The organism is Paenibacillus sp. J31P190 (assembly GCF_059692075.1).
In genome coordinates this window covers 88,981-106,291 of the sequence record NZ_JCAUAS010000021.1, presented here as the reverse complement: position 1 = coordinate 106,291, position 17,311 = coordinate 88,981, and the positions used below count along the sequence as shown (strand labels likewise).

At 34.6% G+C, this 17,311-nt stretch carries 11 protein-coding genes; 1 reads left to right on the top strand and 10 read right to left on the bottom strand.

Annotation, left to right across the window (positions count from 1 at the left end; genetic code table 11):
* Positions 1–106: 106 nt before the first annotated feature.
* The 6 genes from AC58U0_RS28405 to AC58U0_RS28380 form a co-directional block, all read right to left on the bottom strand.
* Positions 107–3,019 (bottom strand): Z1 domain-containing protein, encoded by a 2,913-nt coding sequence (locus AC58U0_RS28405; protein WP_497382208.1) that lies wholly within the window; start codon positions 3,017–3,019, stop codon positions 107–109.
* Positions 3,020–3,034: 15 nt separating this feature from the next.
* A complete protein-coding gene (locus tag AC58U0_RS28400; RefSeq protein ID WP_497382207.1) occupies positions 3,035–3,433 on the bottom strand; it encodes an RNase A-like domain-containing protein in 399 nt (132 codons plus the stop codon).
* Between the two features lie 433 nt (positions 3,434–3,866).
* Positions 3,867–5,903, bottom strand: a complete 2,037-nt coding sequence (locus AC58U0_RS28395) for an AIPR family protein (RefSeq protein ID WP_497382206.1) — start codon at positions 5,901–5,903, stop codon at positions 3,867–3,869.
* Positions 5,900–6,871: a PD-(D/E)XK motif protein gene (locus tag AC58U0_RS28390; protein WP_497382205.1), complete on the bottom strand. Its 972-nt coding sequence runs from the start codon at positions 6,869–6,871 to the stop codon at positions 5,900–5,902. The genes AC58U0_RS28395 and AC58U0_RS28390 overlap by 4 nt, the downstream gene beginning before the upstream one ends.
* Positions 6,864–9,503 (bottom strand): Z1 domain-containing protein, encoded by a 2,640-nt coding sequence (locus tag AC58U0_RS28385; RefSeq protein ID WP_497382204.1) that lies wholly within the window; start codon positions 9,501–9,503, stop codon positions 6,864–6,866. Before AC58U0_RS28385 ends, AC58U0_RS28390 begins: the two co-directional genes overlap by 8 nt.
* Positions 9,493–10,920, bottom strand: coding sequence for an ATP-binding protein (locus AC58U0_RS28380; RefSeq protein ID WP_497382202.1), 1,428 nt, complete (start codon positions 10,918–10,920; stop codon positions 9,493–9,495). The genes AC58U0_RS28385 and AC58U0_RS28380 overlap by 11 nt, the downstream gene beginning before the upstream one ends.
* A 263-nt stretch (positions 10,921–11,183) precedes the next feature.
* On the opposite strand from AC58U0_RS28380, the gene AC58U0_RS28375 reads away from it, so the two are divergent.
* Positions 11,184–11,861: an HhH-GPD family protein gene (locus AC58U0_RS28375; protein ID WP_497382201.1), complete on the top strand. Its 678-nt coding sequence runs from the start codon at positions 11,184–11,186 to the stop codon at positions 11,859–11,861.
* 14 nt (positions 11,862–11,875) lie between these two features.
* Here the strand turns inward: AC58U0_RS28375 and AC58U0_RS28370 are convergent, their stop codons facing one another.
* The 4 genes from AC58U0_RS28370 to AC58U0_RS28355 all read right to left on the bottom strand — a co-directional run bounded on the left by AC58U0_RS28370 (position 11,876) and on the right by AC58U0_RS28355 (position 17,302).
* Positions 11,876–13,573, bottom strand: coding sequence for a DNA cytosine methyltransferase (locus AC58U0_RS28370; protein ID WP_497382200.1), 1,698 nt, complete (start codon positions 13,571–13,573; stop codon positions 11,876–11,878).
* 171 nt (positions 13,574–13,744) lie between these two features.
* A complete protein-coding gene (locus AC58U0_RS28365) occupies positions 13,745–14,485 on the bottom strand; it encodes a DUF6339 family protein (protein WP_497382199.1) in 741 nt (246 codons plus the stop codon).
* An 11-nt stretch (positions 14,486–14,496) separates the two neighbouring features.
* Entirely contained in the window at positions 14,497–15,360 is an 864-nt protein-coding gene (locus AC58U0_RS28360) for a hypothetical protein (RefSeq protein ID WP_497382198.1), read from the bottom strand.
* On the bottom strand, positions 15,350–17,302 hold the full coding sequence (locus AC58U0_RS28355) for a hypothetical protein (RefSeq protein WP_497382197.1): 1,953 nt from the start codon (positions 17,300–17,302) through the stop codon (positions 15,350–15,352). The genes AC58U0_RS28360 and AC58U0_RS28355 overlap by 11 nt, the downstream gene beginning before the upstream one ends.
* Positions 17,303–17,311 lie beyond the last annotated feature (9 nt).

Below are 17,311 nucleotides of genomic sequence, written 5' to 3'. Positions count from 1 at the left end.
TCATTGAATACTTCAAAAAACAACATTTTTCAGGAAAGAGGAAAAAGGAGTTACATAAAGCGAATAGGATAAAAAAAAGCAACCACTTATGGTTGCCTTTTTTTCACTAACTTTCACGATTATTTTTAATATAGATCTTATTAGCAACAAAATCTATCGATTTTGCCGTGGGGCTAAAGGGGAAGGCAGCTGCAAGACCAAAAATCTGTTGCTTAAAATCCCCTAGTGGAAGTTTTTTACCATCTGTCTCATACCTATTAGTTATTACTAATGGGTAAATTAGCAGTAGGGCATTTTTGGAATCCCGCAATTTCCTTTTAGCCTCTACTTTCATTTTATCCATTCCTTCTAAGTCAATATCAATAAACTCATCTCCTTGACTGGTCAGTGCTCCAATTGAAACCGAATCATGTTCTCTAATCAAATATTGACGAAGTAAAGGATTGCACTGTTTATTATTGGCAAATTTAAAACTGTACTCATTGCTGTTTATATTAGACATCAGCGCTACTGTCCAATTTGTCAGTTCCCCATGAGCTACTTGCTCAGTGATATATCTCGCCCACAAATCAGATTTTGCTGTAATTGCATTTTCAGGTGTAACAAATTTTTTCAGGAACTCAACCACAAATGCATGATCACTTTCCCAAATGTAATTACCCGATACTGTTTGAAGGGTACTGCTTGATGTAGATGTGATAAATTCTTCCGTTACCGAATAGTTGTGTTCGATGATTTTATCACTGGTCTCAAATAGTACAGTTTGTGAAGTCGTTCCTGAATAAGATAGGGTCTCATTGACCGTAACCCCATTTCGCAACTTCATCGCATTCGTTATCATTAGAGATGGATGGGACATAACCCTTAATCCAAATTGTACTGGCGTTAGACCCCATGCCTGCATATGTTTTAAATCTTTACGCAGATTTTCCGTAGCTAAAGCTACATGACGATAGCTTTCAATAAGGTCGGGAGTTGAGTAGACCCTGCATAAGTCTTCATAGCCCTCACGATAACCAAACCAACGCCCCATTTGCATAAGTGTATCGTATAAGTTACTTGAACGAAGGTAATAACTTGTTGTTAGCCCGTCTAAGGTTAATCCTCGTGAAAGCTTATCTCCACCGATTACAATAACGTAAAGACCTTTTTCAGTATTGTCCTTATAATTAAGACTATCATTCGACTCGCCATTGATAATTTGGATTGTTATTCGCGCGATAATTTTATTAACTTCACGAACAATATCTTCCCATTTCTCTTTTACATCTCCATACATTGTCTCACTGGTTGGTATAAAGTCTTTCGCCCAGAGGCTGTGTAGTTCTTGTAGTTCTATTTCTCTTTCTGGTCTGTCATCATATTTTAAGGCAATAGCAATACGATCCAACTGCTCCTTAACTAAAGTGGACAATTCTCGTTGGTAATCTACGGATCTCTTCACATGTATAAGCATGGAGTTATGATCATTTCCCTGACCTCTCAATGCCCTACATGTCGTAGAAAGTATAAAAGATCGTATTGATTTAACTAGAGAATTAGGTATTTGGGTCGGGTAACCCTCAGCATCAGGCGAGAAATTAAATTCATCTCTAACTTCCTTGATAATTGGTAATCCTTTACTTACTCCAGAAATTCCGAAAACCTCACTGGGTCCCATATAATTTTTTGGAACAGACAGCGTAGCGATAAAATCTCTTGGAAACAAGTCTGGTCCATATACACTATGATCTGCTTCATGATCAATCAAAACATTCGCGAATGGTGTTGCCGTGTAGCCAACATACGCCTTCTTTGAGAACTGCATCAATAATTCTCGGATTAGACGATTAATTGTGGATGGATCTTGCTCTTCATCCAAAAAAGAATCCTCATATTTTGCTGTATCAATTGACGCCTGATCAGCCTCATCATCTATCAGTAAAAGTGGCTGGTCATTGCCTCTATGCCGGAAATAATTAATTACCGCCTGGAGCAAATATTTGTTTTTCTTTACAACCAGTAATAATGGAGTAGTATCTGATGGGTATACATTAATTCTGCTTAATAGGTTACTGCTAACATCGCCTCCTTCTTCCCGAGAAGTAAGACAATATATAGGTAATTCTTCGATGTGGCCGACACCAACTTTTTTACTAAAGTGATCTGCACCACTAACTTGCATATACCCAAGAACCTCTTCATCCAACCTGATTTGAGTTTGAGTTCTAAGGTCATCATGTAGTCCGGCCAAAACAATGACTAACCTGTAACCTGCATCCAATGCTTTACAAATCAATGCAGTATAATTTGCTGTTTTTCCTGACTGAACGTGGCCTACTACCAATCCTTTAATATCAAAAGGCTTTACTCCCTCTGGATCCTCTAACCTTTTAATAATCTGCTCAGTGCTACTATCTAAACTATCAACAAATAGGCTATTTCTGTTTTGTACCTCGAGAAGGTATTTACGATATCTTCTCCAGAATTTCCAAGTAATTTGGTCGTATCTAGCATTATACCACGGCGAAGGCTCATTATCGCCATCGATAATCATAGCTACTTGATCTGGCTTTTCTGGAGCATTGTCACGAAGCTGTGCACTTAAACGATTTTTATCAATGATACTAAATTCCCTATTGCCAGTGATAAGAGCTACGGCATTGTCTATTTTTTCTTCAATATTATCTACAGGTTCACCGATGAAATTTTCACCAATTCTCAAAGCACGTTTAAAAAGATCCACATAATAATCAGAAGTTTGGATGTTATTTATTACGCTCTGTCGAAAATACTGTAACCATTCTACTGGTTCCCTGTCTAATTTAGCGAAACTTATTGCAGTATTTGTTCTAATAAAATTTGATAGCTCTTCTCCCCTGAAGGCGGAGTTCAATAATCCTTCAATGCTATTAGCAATTTCGATCTTATAGTCCAACTCATTTTCATTAAGAAACTCCTCTGTTGCAACCTCTACTGATACCATATCTTGGTTAAAGTATGATTTAAAAATATCCCTTAATTCTTCCTGTTCGTTCATTAGACACCTCCAAAGTTAAAGAGTTGGGTAGCCGGTTAAAATAAACCCACCATCACTATTTCTCTTAATAACAACTTCTGCGTTATACAACTCATGGAACTCATCTGAGCCCTCGAATACACCTCTTCCAATAACTGTGCCATCACCTGTATAAGTTATCGATGTTCTTATCCCTCGACTAGAAAGCCATGATATAATATTGGCATTATTTGAAATTAAGGCTGATCGTACGACAGTTTCTGCCGTGGGTAGATCATTGAATCTGCTTGCACCGCTAATACTTTCAGTAGCTAATCTGTGAAGAAGATCATTATCATTAACCTCTACATGCTTAGTAATAAGATGCCCTCGTCCGATACCCTCATGAACTCTAAGACCATGAGGAAGAGGGTTATGGATATCTGCAATAGACATTTAAAGATGATCCCCCTAAATAATAGTATATAGACCTATATCCATATTAATACATTTTAGTGTAATTGTATCTATACTCTTTCTGAAAGTTTAGGTATTAGTCCTAGCAAATGGCAGAATTCAAACGAATTTAAAAATACCCTCGAAAATGTGTGAAAGTATTCTTACTATGCTAAACAATTAGCCATTTAATATTAAAAAGTGTTTCTTTTTATTAAAACTACACGCTCTATACAAATAATAGATCTTACTCCGCTGTTTTGATCAGACAAGGGCTAGCGAATATAAACCTATCTTTTGTGGATTGGGTTTATCAACATTAACAAGTTTGGAAAGATGTATTGTCCTTCAGACAATTTAGCCCCGTTTTTCTCCATACTAGTAGATAAAATAAAGACACCTGCCAAAATTACTAGCAGGCGTCTAATATACTTTAAGCAGTAGCCCCTTCATCTATAGCTTTCTCGTATAATTGATATAATGTTTTACATTGTTTTTCAGAAGGAGGATTTAAATATCCTAAAGCCATTTTTTCTAATATATCTAACTGAGTAAGAGATATATTGGATGTTGATTCATATTTTTTATAATATTCATGCAAGTTTTTCCAGTTTTCTTTTCCGATATTAACCACAAATATTTGTATCTCTATACCACTGTCTAACTTTTTCTCTTTTTTATCTTCTTTTTTAATATACTTTTTCTCGTCTTTGTCCATAAGTGATTCACTATCAATTACTACGCCCAACTCTAATTGTTTAATTGATTCCCAACAGCTTGTCTTTTTACACCATTGCGCGGCATTAGCTGATCCTTCTGGTGGATCAGTAATTTTATCGTATATTGCCTTTGCAATAATATTTATTGGGTCGACTAAATTAGTTGGTAACTTCTGCTCTTCCCAGATTAAATTGAAATTTAAAAACTGACCTTTTTTTTCTATTAGATAAGACAGATACGAAACAGTATATGCAACTGTTTGAGCTCTAAATCCATTATCATACCAGTTGGCTTGAGAAACCAGCCTTTCGACAGACCTAAATAAAATAACACGTGCTACAGCATCTTTGAAATAGCTTTCAGTGATGGCAAGATTATCTTTTTCTAACCAATTAGTTATATAATCTGCAAATGCAGAAAAACTATATTGAGCGCCTCTTGCAACAATTTCAGGTTTTTGCAACCACGCATTTTCACTCTTAGATAAGAATGTTTTATCCAATAGTTGTTGTTTAGGATGTTCTAATTGAAACTTTAGTTTCTCAGCTTTTGATAGATAGGCTTGCTCATTTAAATATTCTCCACTTACCCTCTCATAAAACCAGCGGGTACGTCGTTGAGAACCACCTACTGTTGATACCCAATTTCTTTTGGAGTAGTTCTTCATCTCTTTATGAAATGGACTATTTGAGAAGAAATCCGATTTATTAACTTTATTTTGTGTGTTTGCATATTCAGATATCTTTGATACAAAGTCATTTTGTTTATCATTATCCTTAACAACTGATAATTTCATCTGCACAGAAACATTAGACACATCCAGTTTGGAATTTGTTTTAGCGGCATATATGGCTGATGTTGTTTGGCCACCGTTAACAATTTGGAAATTAGTTATTTTCGTTATATGACCCGCGCCATCCAATTCAACGTCGTTTGCAGTTGCGGTAATACCGTTATTATATGCAAAAAACATCTCAGGTTTATATTCTATCGTATTTCTAATCCCCTTATTTACGCCACCCTTGAATTGCAAGAACGTTCTTACGTTTTGCTCAAACAATTTTTGGCCGTACTGCTCATATATATCCACTAATTGATTACCTGTTACAACACATAAATACGATTGATATTCATCCGATGTAGTTTTAATTTCTAAACAAGGTAAATCGATTTCCACTTCAAGTTGGTTATTGTTTTGCTCTGACATATAAATTTTATAAATATACTCTATGTCGATAACTCTAAATTCGGTATGGATTTCCTCTAGCACTTCTGTTGGTATCTCTATTAGCGTTCTGGTAGCCTTGCCGTCAGTTAAAATTATCAAGCGAAATTTATTTATTTCATTATTAATCTTATATTTATATATATTATAGGCCATAGAATATGCATCGGAAGTTTCTTCCATATCTCTATACAGCCCTTGTGTACACTTTCTCAAAAATGATTTTAGTCGATTTATTTTTGTGTTAATATGACTTTTTGTAAGAGTTGCTATTTCGTCCTCTTGAAAAAATTGATGCACTAATACGGATAAAATTTTACGCTCCTCATCAAAATCATATCCGTGCACTTCGATGCCGGTCTTGATATATTCAGCTGCAGTGTAATTATTTGTTAGATCTCCCGTACTAACTAACTCTTCACAAATATTTTCAAAGAATGCTTGCGGCTTCATTAATCCTCTGCTGTCAGCATCAGACAAGACTGATTGTAAAAAATCTTGATGAAACTCCTGTAAAGTAATCATACTTCTTGATAGCCTCCTTCCTGCAAAAATGCCTCAACTTCTATTTCAAATTCAGAGCATAACGATAGATCAATAGAATATTTAACTTGTAAAATTTGCTTTTTTACATCCTGGGGAACAATTTTAGGAAATGAATCTGAGACTTTAAACAATTTTGTTTTATCCACAATAAATTTTTGTAGCGGTTCTTTAATGATTTCCGGAATGTACCCATACTGTATTAATTTATTTTCAAATAAATCTAATATCGCATTTGATTCTGTTATTAGCTGTTCTCTAATACTCCGTGAAATATCTTCTACTGAAAGACCATTTTCTGTAGAAGTTAAAGCATAAGACATCAGGAATAACGGCTCTTTTTCACAATGAAGCTGTTGAAGTGAAGAAATATTTACAACCTCACCTTTGGATGTTCGATGAGATTTCACTTCTATAACAGCTTTATCCATTAAAAAATCTTGCTTATCAAATTCAGGACCAACCCATGAAACTATTGCTTGTTTAATACCACTTTTAACCGCTACTGTATCCTTTAAACATAATAATTCCGAAAACAATCCCATTTGTTTTTCAATTGTAAATGCTTGATTAATATCTTGCTTTAACAATTGTTGCCACCGCTTTAGACGAATCTCAACCGCCCTAATCATTGTCTCATTGGTATCATAACGTTTAGATACTGCTATTAAATCCTCACAAAGTGAAAGGAAAACCTGCCAATCTTCTTTTTTATTTAGTATTAAGAATAATTCTATATAGTTCTTGTTATTAGAATTTCTTTTAATAATGGAGATGCCTTTAAGCTTGATCTTATTATCAGTAAATATAACCGTATCCTCTGCTCTTATACAAAAGCCATAATTCCCTTGTAAATCAGTTATCCAAAATAGATTATATGGAGAATTAGAGTCTACACGCCTTTGAGAGGAGTCAGCCATACCAGTCCATGGACATTCAATGTTAATCATCAAATTCCTCCTCATTCAATAACTCTTGAATATACACCGTATTTATCTTAAGTTTTATGGTTTTATTTCCGCTATTAACCCCACCTGGAAAACTAATACCAAATGCCGCTAACTCATCATCTTCCTTTGTATCCAATACATGTAACATCAAAAGAGGTTTTTTCATTATTTCCCTAATAGTCTTACGGTTACTTCCGGACTTTTTACGATCAATATCTGAAAGCGCTATAGCTTCAGCACTTCCAGATGATACTTGTCTATTTTGAATTTCATAATATTTTTCCTTAGTGGTAATTTTTCTTTGTTCTCTCTTAACGTAAATATCTTCTATCTGACAAGATTTTTCACTTTCACCGTTATATAAAGCAACATCCCAATAAGTATCAACTTCAATTACATACCTCTTAACAAAGTCAATTGGCATCCTAGATTTTATTCCAAAAGGATCTGGTGAAAAGACTTGGAAATTTTCCAGAAATTCTATCACTAATTTTTTATCAATATCCTTCCATAGGTGATTGTTACCGACTTTAAGATAAGAACTTTTATTATTAATTTGCAATCTTCTTACGGTGTCCTTAATAACTTGCAAATTCCCTTTTTTTATATCAACATCATTATGAAGCCAACTTGTTTCTTTTGCATGTCCATCTAATTTCATCTCAAAGAAAATATCTTTGCTATTCTTTTGTTTATTTCTAGCGGTTACTTGTAAACCACTATCTGGATGATGTTTTACTGATAATCCAAAGTCGTTGGGTGTCATCTTAGCTTCAGACATTCTAAAGAAATTATCAATTAAATCCTCTGTTGCTTCGATTATTTGAGCAAAATTACCAATCATCGTCTTCGTCATATAGATTCGACATATATCTTCATAATCTAAACGATAACCAAACCACCTTCCCATTTGCATTAATGTATCATAAAATACTGTATTCCTTAGGAAATAGCTAACACTCAATCCCTCTAGAGTAAAACCTCGAGAAAGACTTGTACCACCAATGACAATAGCGTTAGTTACTCTATCTTTTCGGTACTCTAACGGTATCTTTGTATCTGTGTGTACCTCTCTAATAATAATTGTATTAATGATCTCACAAATACTTTCTAATACATTTCTCCAATTGAATTCTATATCATGATGCTGTTCCTCATATGTTTTTTTCATACTTCTAATATGTGAACTGCGCTCTATTGAATCAGTTAGCCTTCCGTAAGCATTAATATCTTTTTTAATAATTGCCACATAATTATCTATATGACTACTTAATCTTTGGTGAATTAAAGTGAACCGAGTAGCGTGGATTAGCATACTATTATGTTTATTTCTCTGTCCTCTTAAATTCCTGATTCCTATATTAATAATAAATAAACGTACAGCGTCATATAAACTTTCTGGAACAGTTGGTAAATCAAAATCTTTTTTATGATCGGACGGTATATCATGCAGGTAATCATCAATTGGAATTAAATGTTTCTTATTGGTATCTAAAAATATTTTTCTTGCACCAAAATAATTAGAAGGAGCTTTAAGTGCATAAATAAAATCTTTAGGAAAAAGATCTTTACCTAAGTCTTCATTTCCCGCTTCATGATCAATGAAAATATTAGCATAAGGTGTTGCGGTATAGGCAACATACGCACTCTTCCGGAATAAACTAAGTAACTTTCTGAGCCTTTTATTAATAATTGTTGGATCTTCTTCATTCTTAGTATTTATTGAAGCATAATCCGACTCATCATCAATTAATAACATTGCATGTTTAGAAATTTGATGCTTATATTGTGCTTCCAGCCAAGTAATTACATTATTTAAAGTACTTGAATGTTTTTTAATTACCAATATAATCGGACTGCTGATATTATCAAAATTTAAACCTTGAGCATTTTTATTAGCATCTTGTTTATTGAAATCCTGTTCTGTTGTTGTTAAACTTATTGGCAATAATTCCTTCCTCAAATCACCAAGTTTTCCAACCCCAACAGGCACTCCTTTATCGACCCCTACAAATGCTTCATTTAGTCTTTCTTGAGTTTGATTCCTCAAGTTGTTAATTCCGCCTGCAATGACTACAATAAATTTATATCCTGCATCAGCAGCCTTACACACTAATGCTGAATAATTAGCTGTTTTACCTGATTGAACATGTCCAACAACCATCCCATATCTTGAAAAGAATTCAATTGATGGATCTTCAATATTATCCATTACTATATCAGTATCTTCATTGATAGTTTTAACTACATCTGGCGCAAGTGACTTTTTGATATGTTCTTTATATCTATTCCAGTAATAATTCTCATTTTTCAGTTTCTCTTTACTTGTCCACCATGAGTTATCTCTTAGCTGCTGCTCTTCTCCCTGAACTAAAATTCCACTTTCCATTTCAACATTAAAATGTGTTTCTAGCTCTCTCTTCATTCGCTCCCAATCATTATCTGATAAAAATGAAATTGTATTAACAGATAAAACTTGAGCAAATATCTCTACACCAACCTTTGACATTAAATCTTTAGTATTATTAATTTCTACTTCAATTTTATTTTGTGGCAAAACCCCATCGATATCTTGTAATTTTTTAAAGATAAAATCTTTAATTAACTGATAACTATTACTATTACTCTCCATCTATTAATAACAGCTCCTTATGATTTTTAAATATTTCGGTCTTAAGTAAGCTTTCAATATAACTTTTATCTATACCTGATGATCTTAATTTTTCGGCTAGAGCTATTATCTCTTCCTCTGTTAAGGCTGCTTCCTGATTTATTTTATGTGGACTTTGCTGCAACTGCGCTTGGATTGCCTCTAACGGCAAATAAGCCTGTAATCCCATGAGATATATATTCAACAATTCATTATTATTATCAGAAATTTCATTAATAAGTTTTTTTAAGACTGGATGTTTTGGATTTAATGCAAATCTAATGCCCCCATTAAATGCAACCATTTCCCAAAACCTCGTGGTTAATTTATCTTCGATTCTCCTCCCCCTTCCAGTATATGGTCTTGAACCTATCTCTGTAATCTGTTTTATAACTTTTTTCAAATCTGCTTTTATTTCCGCAATTGGATTCGCAGAAGACTTTTTTATATCGATTCCCCAATATTTATCTTGATTATTAGGAATATCTATCTTTACTCTTACTAATTTATGAGCATCGATCGCTCTATGAAGCCCCCACCAAGTTCCATAAATCAATAACCTATTAGCCCGATACAGATAAAATCCTTGTGATTTAGTATAACCTTCCTCTGTGGCATATTGTTCGTACTCCTGTTGTGAAACTTTTGAGTGATGTGGCAAGATAAAAGGCTGGATGTTTATTGTAAACTTATCTAATTTTATTTTTTCACTTGAAATTTGTTGTGTTGCAGGGTGGTTAATGTTAAATGGATTAAACGCTTTTAAAAGGTTATTATTTATGAAAATTTTAAATGATGATCTAACACCAACAGAACCCTCTAAAAAACGATGAAAGACTAGTGATAGATGTTTTCTAAGTCTATCAATATCTTCAGAAAAATTTTCTTTATTAAAGCTATCAATCTGCTGCCACACAACCAAAGTACCATGTTTTTGTTTCTTAAGTTCCTTCATTAAGGGTATTGCCTCAATCCAAGCAGGTTCAGGTGTTATCAGTAACCATTTATCTTCTTGAGCTATAAAATCCAGATCCCATTGTCTTGCCGAAATGCTTTCATTTTTTTTTGATATAACAGTTAATTTTTTACATTGTGAGAATGAAGCGGTCTTAAGTCCTAATCCAAATCTACCAAGATCAAATTTTTCTCTTTCAGATTCAGGATTTTTAGTTGCTAAACGCATTGCTTCAATAAGTTCATCACTTGACATACCAAATCCATCATCCAACATACTAAATATCATCTCTGGCTCTGACACAGTATATATTTTTATATTAGATGCATTTGCAGCAATACTATTGTCCAATATATCTGCAACCGCAACTTCCAATGTATAACCTATATCCCTTAAGGATTTAACAAAATTTCTTACATTGGGATTAACTAATTCGGTTTCCATATTTAACCCCTCACCTTGCTCCCCAATAATTTTTTAAGACCTGGGACTAACAACTCAAACTCCAACTATTACAAAAGAAAAAGGATCATACTAAAGCACTACTTTTCCATTATTCGACATAAAACAAAACATATCCTGCCACACCAAATTTATTTTACAATTCCAATAATTACCTTATCAAAAAACTTCTATTACGAATAGATATCTTCTACAATAACATTGTCACATACTTTAGTGATAAAATTAATACGGGTGTGATCTATTTGATTATTAATAAAGATTTAACATCACTTTTTTGGACCCTCCTTAAGAAATGGTTTGAGTTGCATAAACGAACTTATCCCTGGAGATCTACGAATAATCCTTATTATGTTCTGATTGCAGAGTTTCTTCTACAGCAAACACACGTCAGAAAAGTAGAAGCAGTTTATTATTCATTACTTAGTACGTTCCCAACTATCGATAAACTTTCAAGTGCATCTGAAGATGAACTAATTGAAATTATAAGACCTATAGGCTTAATTTATCGTGCATCTCGTCTAAAGACAGCAGCCCAAATCATACACTTTAACTATATCGGAAAGATTCCTGACAACTATAGTGATTTAATCAAATTACCCGGGGTTGGAGATTACATTGCTAATGCAGTGCTGTGTTATGCATATAATCAAGATACAGTACCAATTGATACTAATGTCATTAGATTATTCTGCAGATATTTCGGTCTGGTTTCTGATAAATCACGCCCTAGAACTGATAAACTGCTTTTTTCTGATATAAGAGAGTTGTACTTTCCTGATTTAGGCTACAAAACTGCAAACCTCGCTGTTCTTGATTTTGCTGGATTAATTTGCACTGCGAATACTCCAAGATGTACAATTTGTCCGATAAATGAGCATTGTGTATTTTATAACAAAGAGCCTCATACTCATGGCGAGTAGAGGCTCTCTGTATTCTAAGAATTTGTAATTGCTTCGAGTGGTTTGATAATACTAGCTAACGGTTCCTTGATAGGTTTTTTTATATATTTCAATACTTGCTCAGCAACTGCCCTACCTAACAGGGGAGGGACAGCATTCCCAATTTGCTGATACTGGGAATCTTTGGAACCTTCAAATACAAAATTATCAGGAAATGTTTGCAGCCGTGCTGCTTCTCTAATACTGATAGCCCGTGTTTTTATTGGATGTATCCACATTGACTTTCTAACATTCAAAACTGTGCCAGAAGGAGTACTATAGTTAAGACGCAAATACACGGTATTTTGAGTTCTTCCTGGATCTGTATAAGTATGTTTTAAAGACTCATCTAAATGATGAAAATTCTGTCCCGGTTCTAGCACCTTAAATCTATCTAAAGCTGTCTTCGTTGTTTTTGTCATCACATGGTTGCTAACCGTTTTTACGGTTCCACTAAGATATTTTATTAGTGGATTACTCTTATAAGATAAGGGCTTCTCTAGCGGTATATCTTCCTCTATTGCTGTATGAGGCTCTAAATTCTCAAGATCTCCAATGGCATTTTCAACTGTGTAAAACTCATCAACTATGATTGGCTTTGGTAACTCTACAACTTCATCCCCAACAATCTTACTCTTTACCCCAATCAAAAATAATCTTTCTCTCAGTTGGGGTGCACCAAAATTAGCTGCATTAAGAAAAAGTGGATCATCATTAAGTTTATACCCCAGCTTCTTGAATTTAGCAGTTAAATAATCTAGCACACCATATGTTTGTACCTCAATATAAACATTCTTATTTTCTGAGACTATATCGATTATTTCGATATTGTTCAAAGCTATTTCATTCATCTTCATCAGAATCTTTTGAACTTGTATTATTTCATTTAAACAACTGTAAAGTTCATCTGAAGATGTCTCCGATAAATTTTCTTTCTGAAACCATTCCCCAAGAAGTATCCATTTTTCCATATACCCATTACACCAGTACTTATTGTGAAGATCAAGCCAATTAGGAAAGAATTTATTTAAAGCAGTTTGGGTTTTATCTATGTAAGTAGCGAATTCCTTTTCTTTTCTACCAAAATGACTAATCCTTGAGAAAAAGTCTTTGTCTTTTAAAGTATATTCGGATAGATCTGATTTTTCCCTTATTACCTTTTTTAGGAATTTAGTCAACTCATCGCTAAGTCCCCAATCTTTTCCAAGAGAAATTTTTTCTTTTGTAAGCAATAATCCCAATTCATTTACGATTTCTTCATTATCTTTTAAAGAATAAAAGAACTTATGCTTAGGTGATTTCATTGCTTTAACATTTTCCATAACAAACGCATCTGGATTGAGCATCTCAATCGCTTTTACATATTCTTTGACCAGCTGATTATTGGTTGAAATCAATTCTGTCTTCTGTCTATTAGCATTCGAAAACCCTTGACACGGCGGTCCCCCAAAAACAAGATTCACATGATTTTGACCAAAGTTTTTACATTCTTCTATTATTTCACTATAGTTTAGTTTCCTTATATCTCCGAAAACCTTGTTTACACTTTGATGATTTCTACGATATGTCTTTTGAGCTGACTTATTATTTTCGACCGCGGCTACAATTCGAACCTGTCCTGTCTGTAGAAAACCTAAACTTAGTCCGCCCGCTCCAGAAAACAAATCAACTGCTAAAATTTTCTCATCGTTCATAAATTTATTCGCCCCCCTACACCGAACATCCGTTCTTTATATAAGCAGCTTACCATCTCTTTTAATTATTTGCAAGTGCTTTGAATCATAAAATAATAGAGTACTACATAACAAAAAAACATTCTACAGGAAAATAATAAATCCCGCCCATTTCTCTCGGACAGGATTATTTTAAGCGAGCATCTCAATTTTTTCTCGCACCAGCTCCTCTAGATCCTTTTTCTCCAAGGTGTCCAAAATGGTCACTCCTCCGAGCTGATTGATATACATCATTAGACTTCTAAACCGATCTCGATCTATAAAGGATGCGCCTTCCTGCTCTTTTTGCTTTAATACTGACAGCACTGCTTTTGTGATATCTGGATTTCGAGAAAAACTTCGTTCAAGAAGGCTCTGGGCAATATCTAACTTAGAAAGAAGCATCCGTGTAAGTTCAAATGGATCATCCCGTTCCTCGTCGTAAGAAACATAGCCATACCACCATAATCGGGCTATACCATTTCGTATTAGAGCTCTATCTCTATTTGCCATAAAAAAATAACGTTCTCTCACTGCATCAGCAGGTTTATCTTTATCCAAATATGACTCAATAGGCCAGCGTTTTCTCATATAACTCCAAAAAGTAGTATGAGTTAAGTACGCCCACAATCTTTCGTCAGTTGCTTGTATAACTGAAATCCCCTTTAAGGCAGTATAAATCTTCTTCGTATTCTCGAAATCAAAGTGGAGCGTACTGCTCTGTGGCATATGCAAATCCACCGTATCAATTCTAACTGTAGATGGAAAACTCCACATTGTTCCTTCAAAGAAATGATCAATCCATATCTTATCCGATTTATATTGTTCAAGATTACTGATAATATTTACTTTTAATTCTTCAAGTGAACTATCACTGATATAATTTAAATCCACAACTTAACACCTCAATTTTCATCTTCAAAATTCACAAGGGCTAAAAGTGACATATTTAACGGGTCACCTATAAGCTTTTGAGCAACAGCTATTGTCGAGTCAGAAAAGTGGTGTTTATTTCCAATATCAATCCCTAGCTCCTTGAGCCTGCTGTTAATTACTTGATACCATCTGCATTCTTCAGGATCATACTCTTGTTCTTCCCCACTTTTGATCATTTCCAATATAGATACCAAGGCTGGCATTATAATTAATGAGGAAAGCAAAGGTTGTAAATTTTGATTCAATGAAATAGTTTTGTAATGTGCAAAATTATCTTCAGAGAGTTTAATGATAATTTTGTGACCTGATGAATCCATATCGAGGGGCAAAGCATCTTCGCTTCGATTAGGCTGAACAGAAAAAATAGAAGGTATTTTTTTTAAAGGATCAATTTCTTTTTCTGCAAAAAAGGTCCTTTCCGCATCTATTGCCAACACATCACCCTTTTTTATATAAAAGGAATGACCTTCATAATCGGAATGAAAATCAGGCAAGGAGTAACCTTGAACGTCTTCAGCTGCCAAAATAAAAGAACATATTTGGACTTTTCCTTCTATATAATTAGCAGCCAGCTGGAAAGTGAAATTCATGTCAAAAGAAGCGAACACTTTACGAAACCGAGTAGTTGGACATTCAAAATGAAAGGCGAAGCGGGCTTTTTTGTCTGCTATAAGCTGATTAATTCCTTCGCAGCTTGTCACACATGAGGCCTCAAAGATGTAGGTATTTTGTGTTTTGCTGCTTTTAAGTGATGCCTGGAAGTCACTGTCTATTACATCATCTGAAAAATAAGATAATACCGGGTGTGGATACTGTCGGTAGTTAATTTGCATAAATTGAAACCTCCAAAGCACAGCGAAGCGACTCTTTTAACGTGATTACTAAATCACATTTTTTATCTTTGTAAAATGAGACCGGTCCAATTTTACCATTACTTCTTAATTCTATATTTTGTCCAGTCTGCTGTATCACCGCAGAAATAACAGCAGCAGCTTCGCCACCTACTTCTCCTACAACTTTGATTCCTATATACCCTGCACCATCTTCATTAGCCTGCAGTGATACCTTATAAGTTCCAGAAGAGGGATTTATACAAAATATACGTGAATGTAACAATCGTAGGTTTCTATTTACTGAGTTGGAAATAGGATTTTCATTACCTTCAGGTTCATTTCCCAGTTTTCCTTGGTCACTCCTATCATCCTTCCCATGCTGTCCGCGGCCTCCTCCATCTTCTCCCAAATCAGAACCCCCATTTTTGCCTTCTGAGATGCCCTGTTGACCACCTTGTGACAATTCCGTATCTTCCATTCCGGTAGCAATTTCATCATACGTTGCTAATCCCTCGCCTATACTATTGGACGCACTTGGTTTAATTCTTCGATGGTTAAATTCAATTTCAATATCTTTAGGAGTCGTTTTCTCTCCTTCAGAATCATGCTGAGAGTATAGCTCAGCTTTATCTGTGACTACAGCATCGAAATTGTCCGGTAGATACTGACTTAATCCTTCAACATCCAATTCCTCTACACTATCAGCAATTGAAATAGAGCGAACCTGATCATTAATCCAGGAATAAAGTTTTCTAATCATACCTTTCGCGTGTTCTGGGTTTTCATGCCGATCAGGTTCCCATGCATTATGTGTAGGTGGTTCAATTTGCCTTAAAAATTCATTGATCTTCTCACCTTTTGCGATCATTACCCCAGTAAATTTAAAAGGAGTTCGAAAACTTCCCTTATCGTATATTTTCATACCAGTTCCTCTTACCATTGCCACACGTTTCGGAAGGTTTTTTCCTGGTAGCACAAACAGATCAAGCTCACCAAGCCCAAAGAAATCTTCTTTAGGAAAATGATGTCTGGTGGAAAGTGTATATGCTTCATAGTACTGGTATGAAAGACAATCGGGATCATTTTTTGTATACTTTTCTAACAGAGCTGATAAAGAATTTGCATTTATTATCGTTTCCTCTACTCTAACAATCAATCTTTCGTCCAATATAGCAATAAAGAAATTTTCAAGAACGGACTTTATTACTTTTTCTTCCCAGCCGCTATTTTCATTAAAACCTGCAACGAATATATCAGTTCCAACTTCCGATCTTTTAAAAAACTCATGCATTTCTTCTGGCTCAGTAATCGGCTTGTTTTTTTCAACTTCTCCAAAATAGCCTGTACCTTGTGTCGGCACTTTATTGTCATTCAGATGAGTTACGAGTTTAGCCACACCTTGGAATGCAACAGAACCGCTTTCTACTTCTTTTGTCCCATAGAATACCGTCCTTAAATCAGAGCAAGCAAAAGGAGCATGCTTCCCGATTCCAAAAGACCCTCCAGATTGCGCTTCCTTATCCGATGAACCAACCGATTTTATAAGATTATGCCAACCACCCCTATGCTCTTCATCAGCACCAGTTAGTCCCGTAGTATTATAGTCACTAATTTTCAGAAAAGGTATCTGATCCGATTCCATAATTGAAAGAGCATTTTCAAAAAAACGTACAGTCTTCGCGTTATCTCTCCAGTATTCTAAACTGGATTTAAGGATTCTTATAAATTCATCTTTATTGGGAAATTGCCTAGATGGAACCCGAAACAAATTAAAGTGAACTTCCACCGGTCTAGGATTTTTCTTATCCTTAGCATCGCAAGAATTTTGATTAATTTCCCTAGCTAAAGAGTCCCAAGGATTTCCTCTAAATGTCTCAATTCCTGCATCGTTTAAACCTGTCACCTGACCGTAATTATTAGATGGAAAGTTCCAATTAATCATACTGTTCTC

Bases quoted from the DNA above. Each gene is read 5' to 3' on its own strand.
- AC58U0_RS28355 (WP_497382197.1), bottom strand. From the start codon at position 17,302: ATGATTAATTGGAACTTTCCATCTAATAATTACGGTCAGGTGACAGGT.
- AC58U0_RS28390 (WP_497382205.1), bottom strand. From the start codon at position 6,871: ATGATTAACATTGAATGTCCATGGACTGGTATGGCTGACTCCTCTCAA.
- AC58U0_RS28400 (WP_497382207.1), bottom strand. From the start codon at position 3,433: ATGTCTATTGCAGATATCCATAACCCTCTTCCTCATGGTCTTAGAGTT.
- AC58U0_RS28385 (WP_497382204.1), bottom strand. From the start codon at position 9,503: ATGGAGAGTAATAGTAATAGTTATCAGTTAATTAAAGATTTTATCTTT.
- AC58U0_RS28360 (WP_497382198.1), bottom strand. From the start codon at position 15,360: ATGCAAATTAACTACCGACAGTATCCACACCCGGTATTATCTTATTTT.
- AC58U0_RS28380 (WP_497382202.1), bottom strand. From the start codon at position 10,920: ATGGAAACCGAATTAGTTAATCCCAATGTAAGAAATTTTGTTAAATCC.
- AC58U0_RS28395 (WP_497382206.1), bottom strand. From the start codon at position 5,903: ATGATTACTTTACAGGAGTTTCATCAAGATTTTTTACAATCAGTCTTG.
- AC58U0_RS28405 (WP_497382208.1), bottom strand. From the start codon at position 3,019: ATGAACGAACAGGAAGAATTAAGGGATATTTTTAAATCATACTTTAAC.
- AC58U0_RS28370 (WP_497382200.1), bottom strand. From the start codon at position 13,573: ATGAACGATGAGAAAATTTTAGCAGTTGATTTGTTTTCTGGAGCGGGC.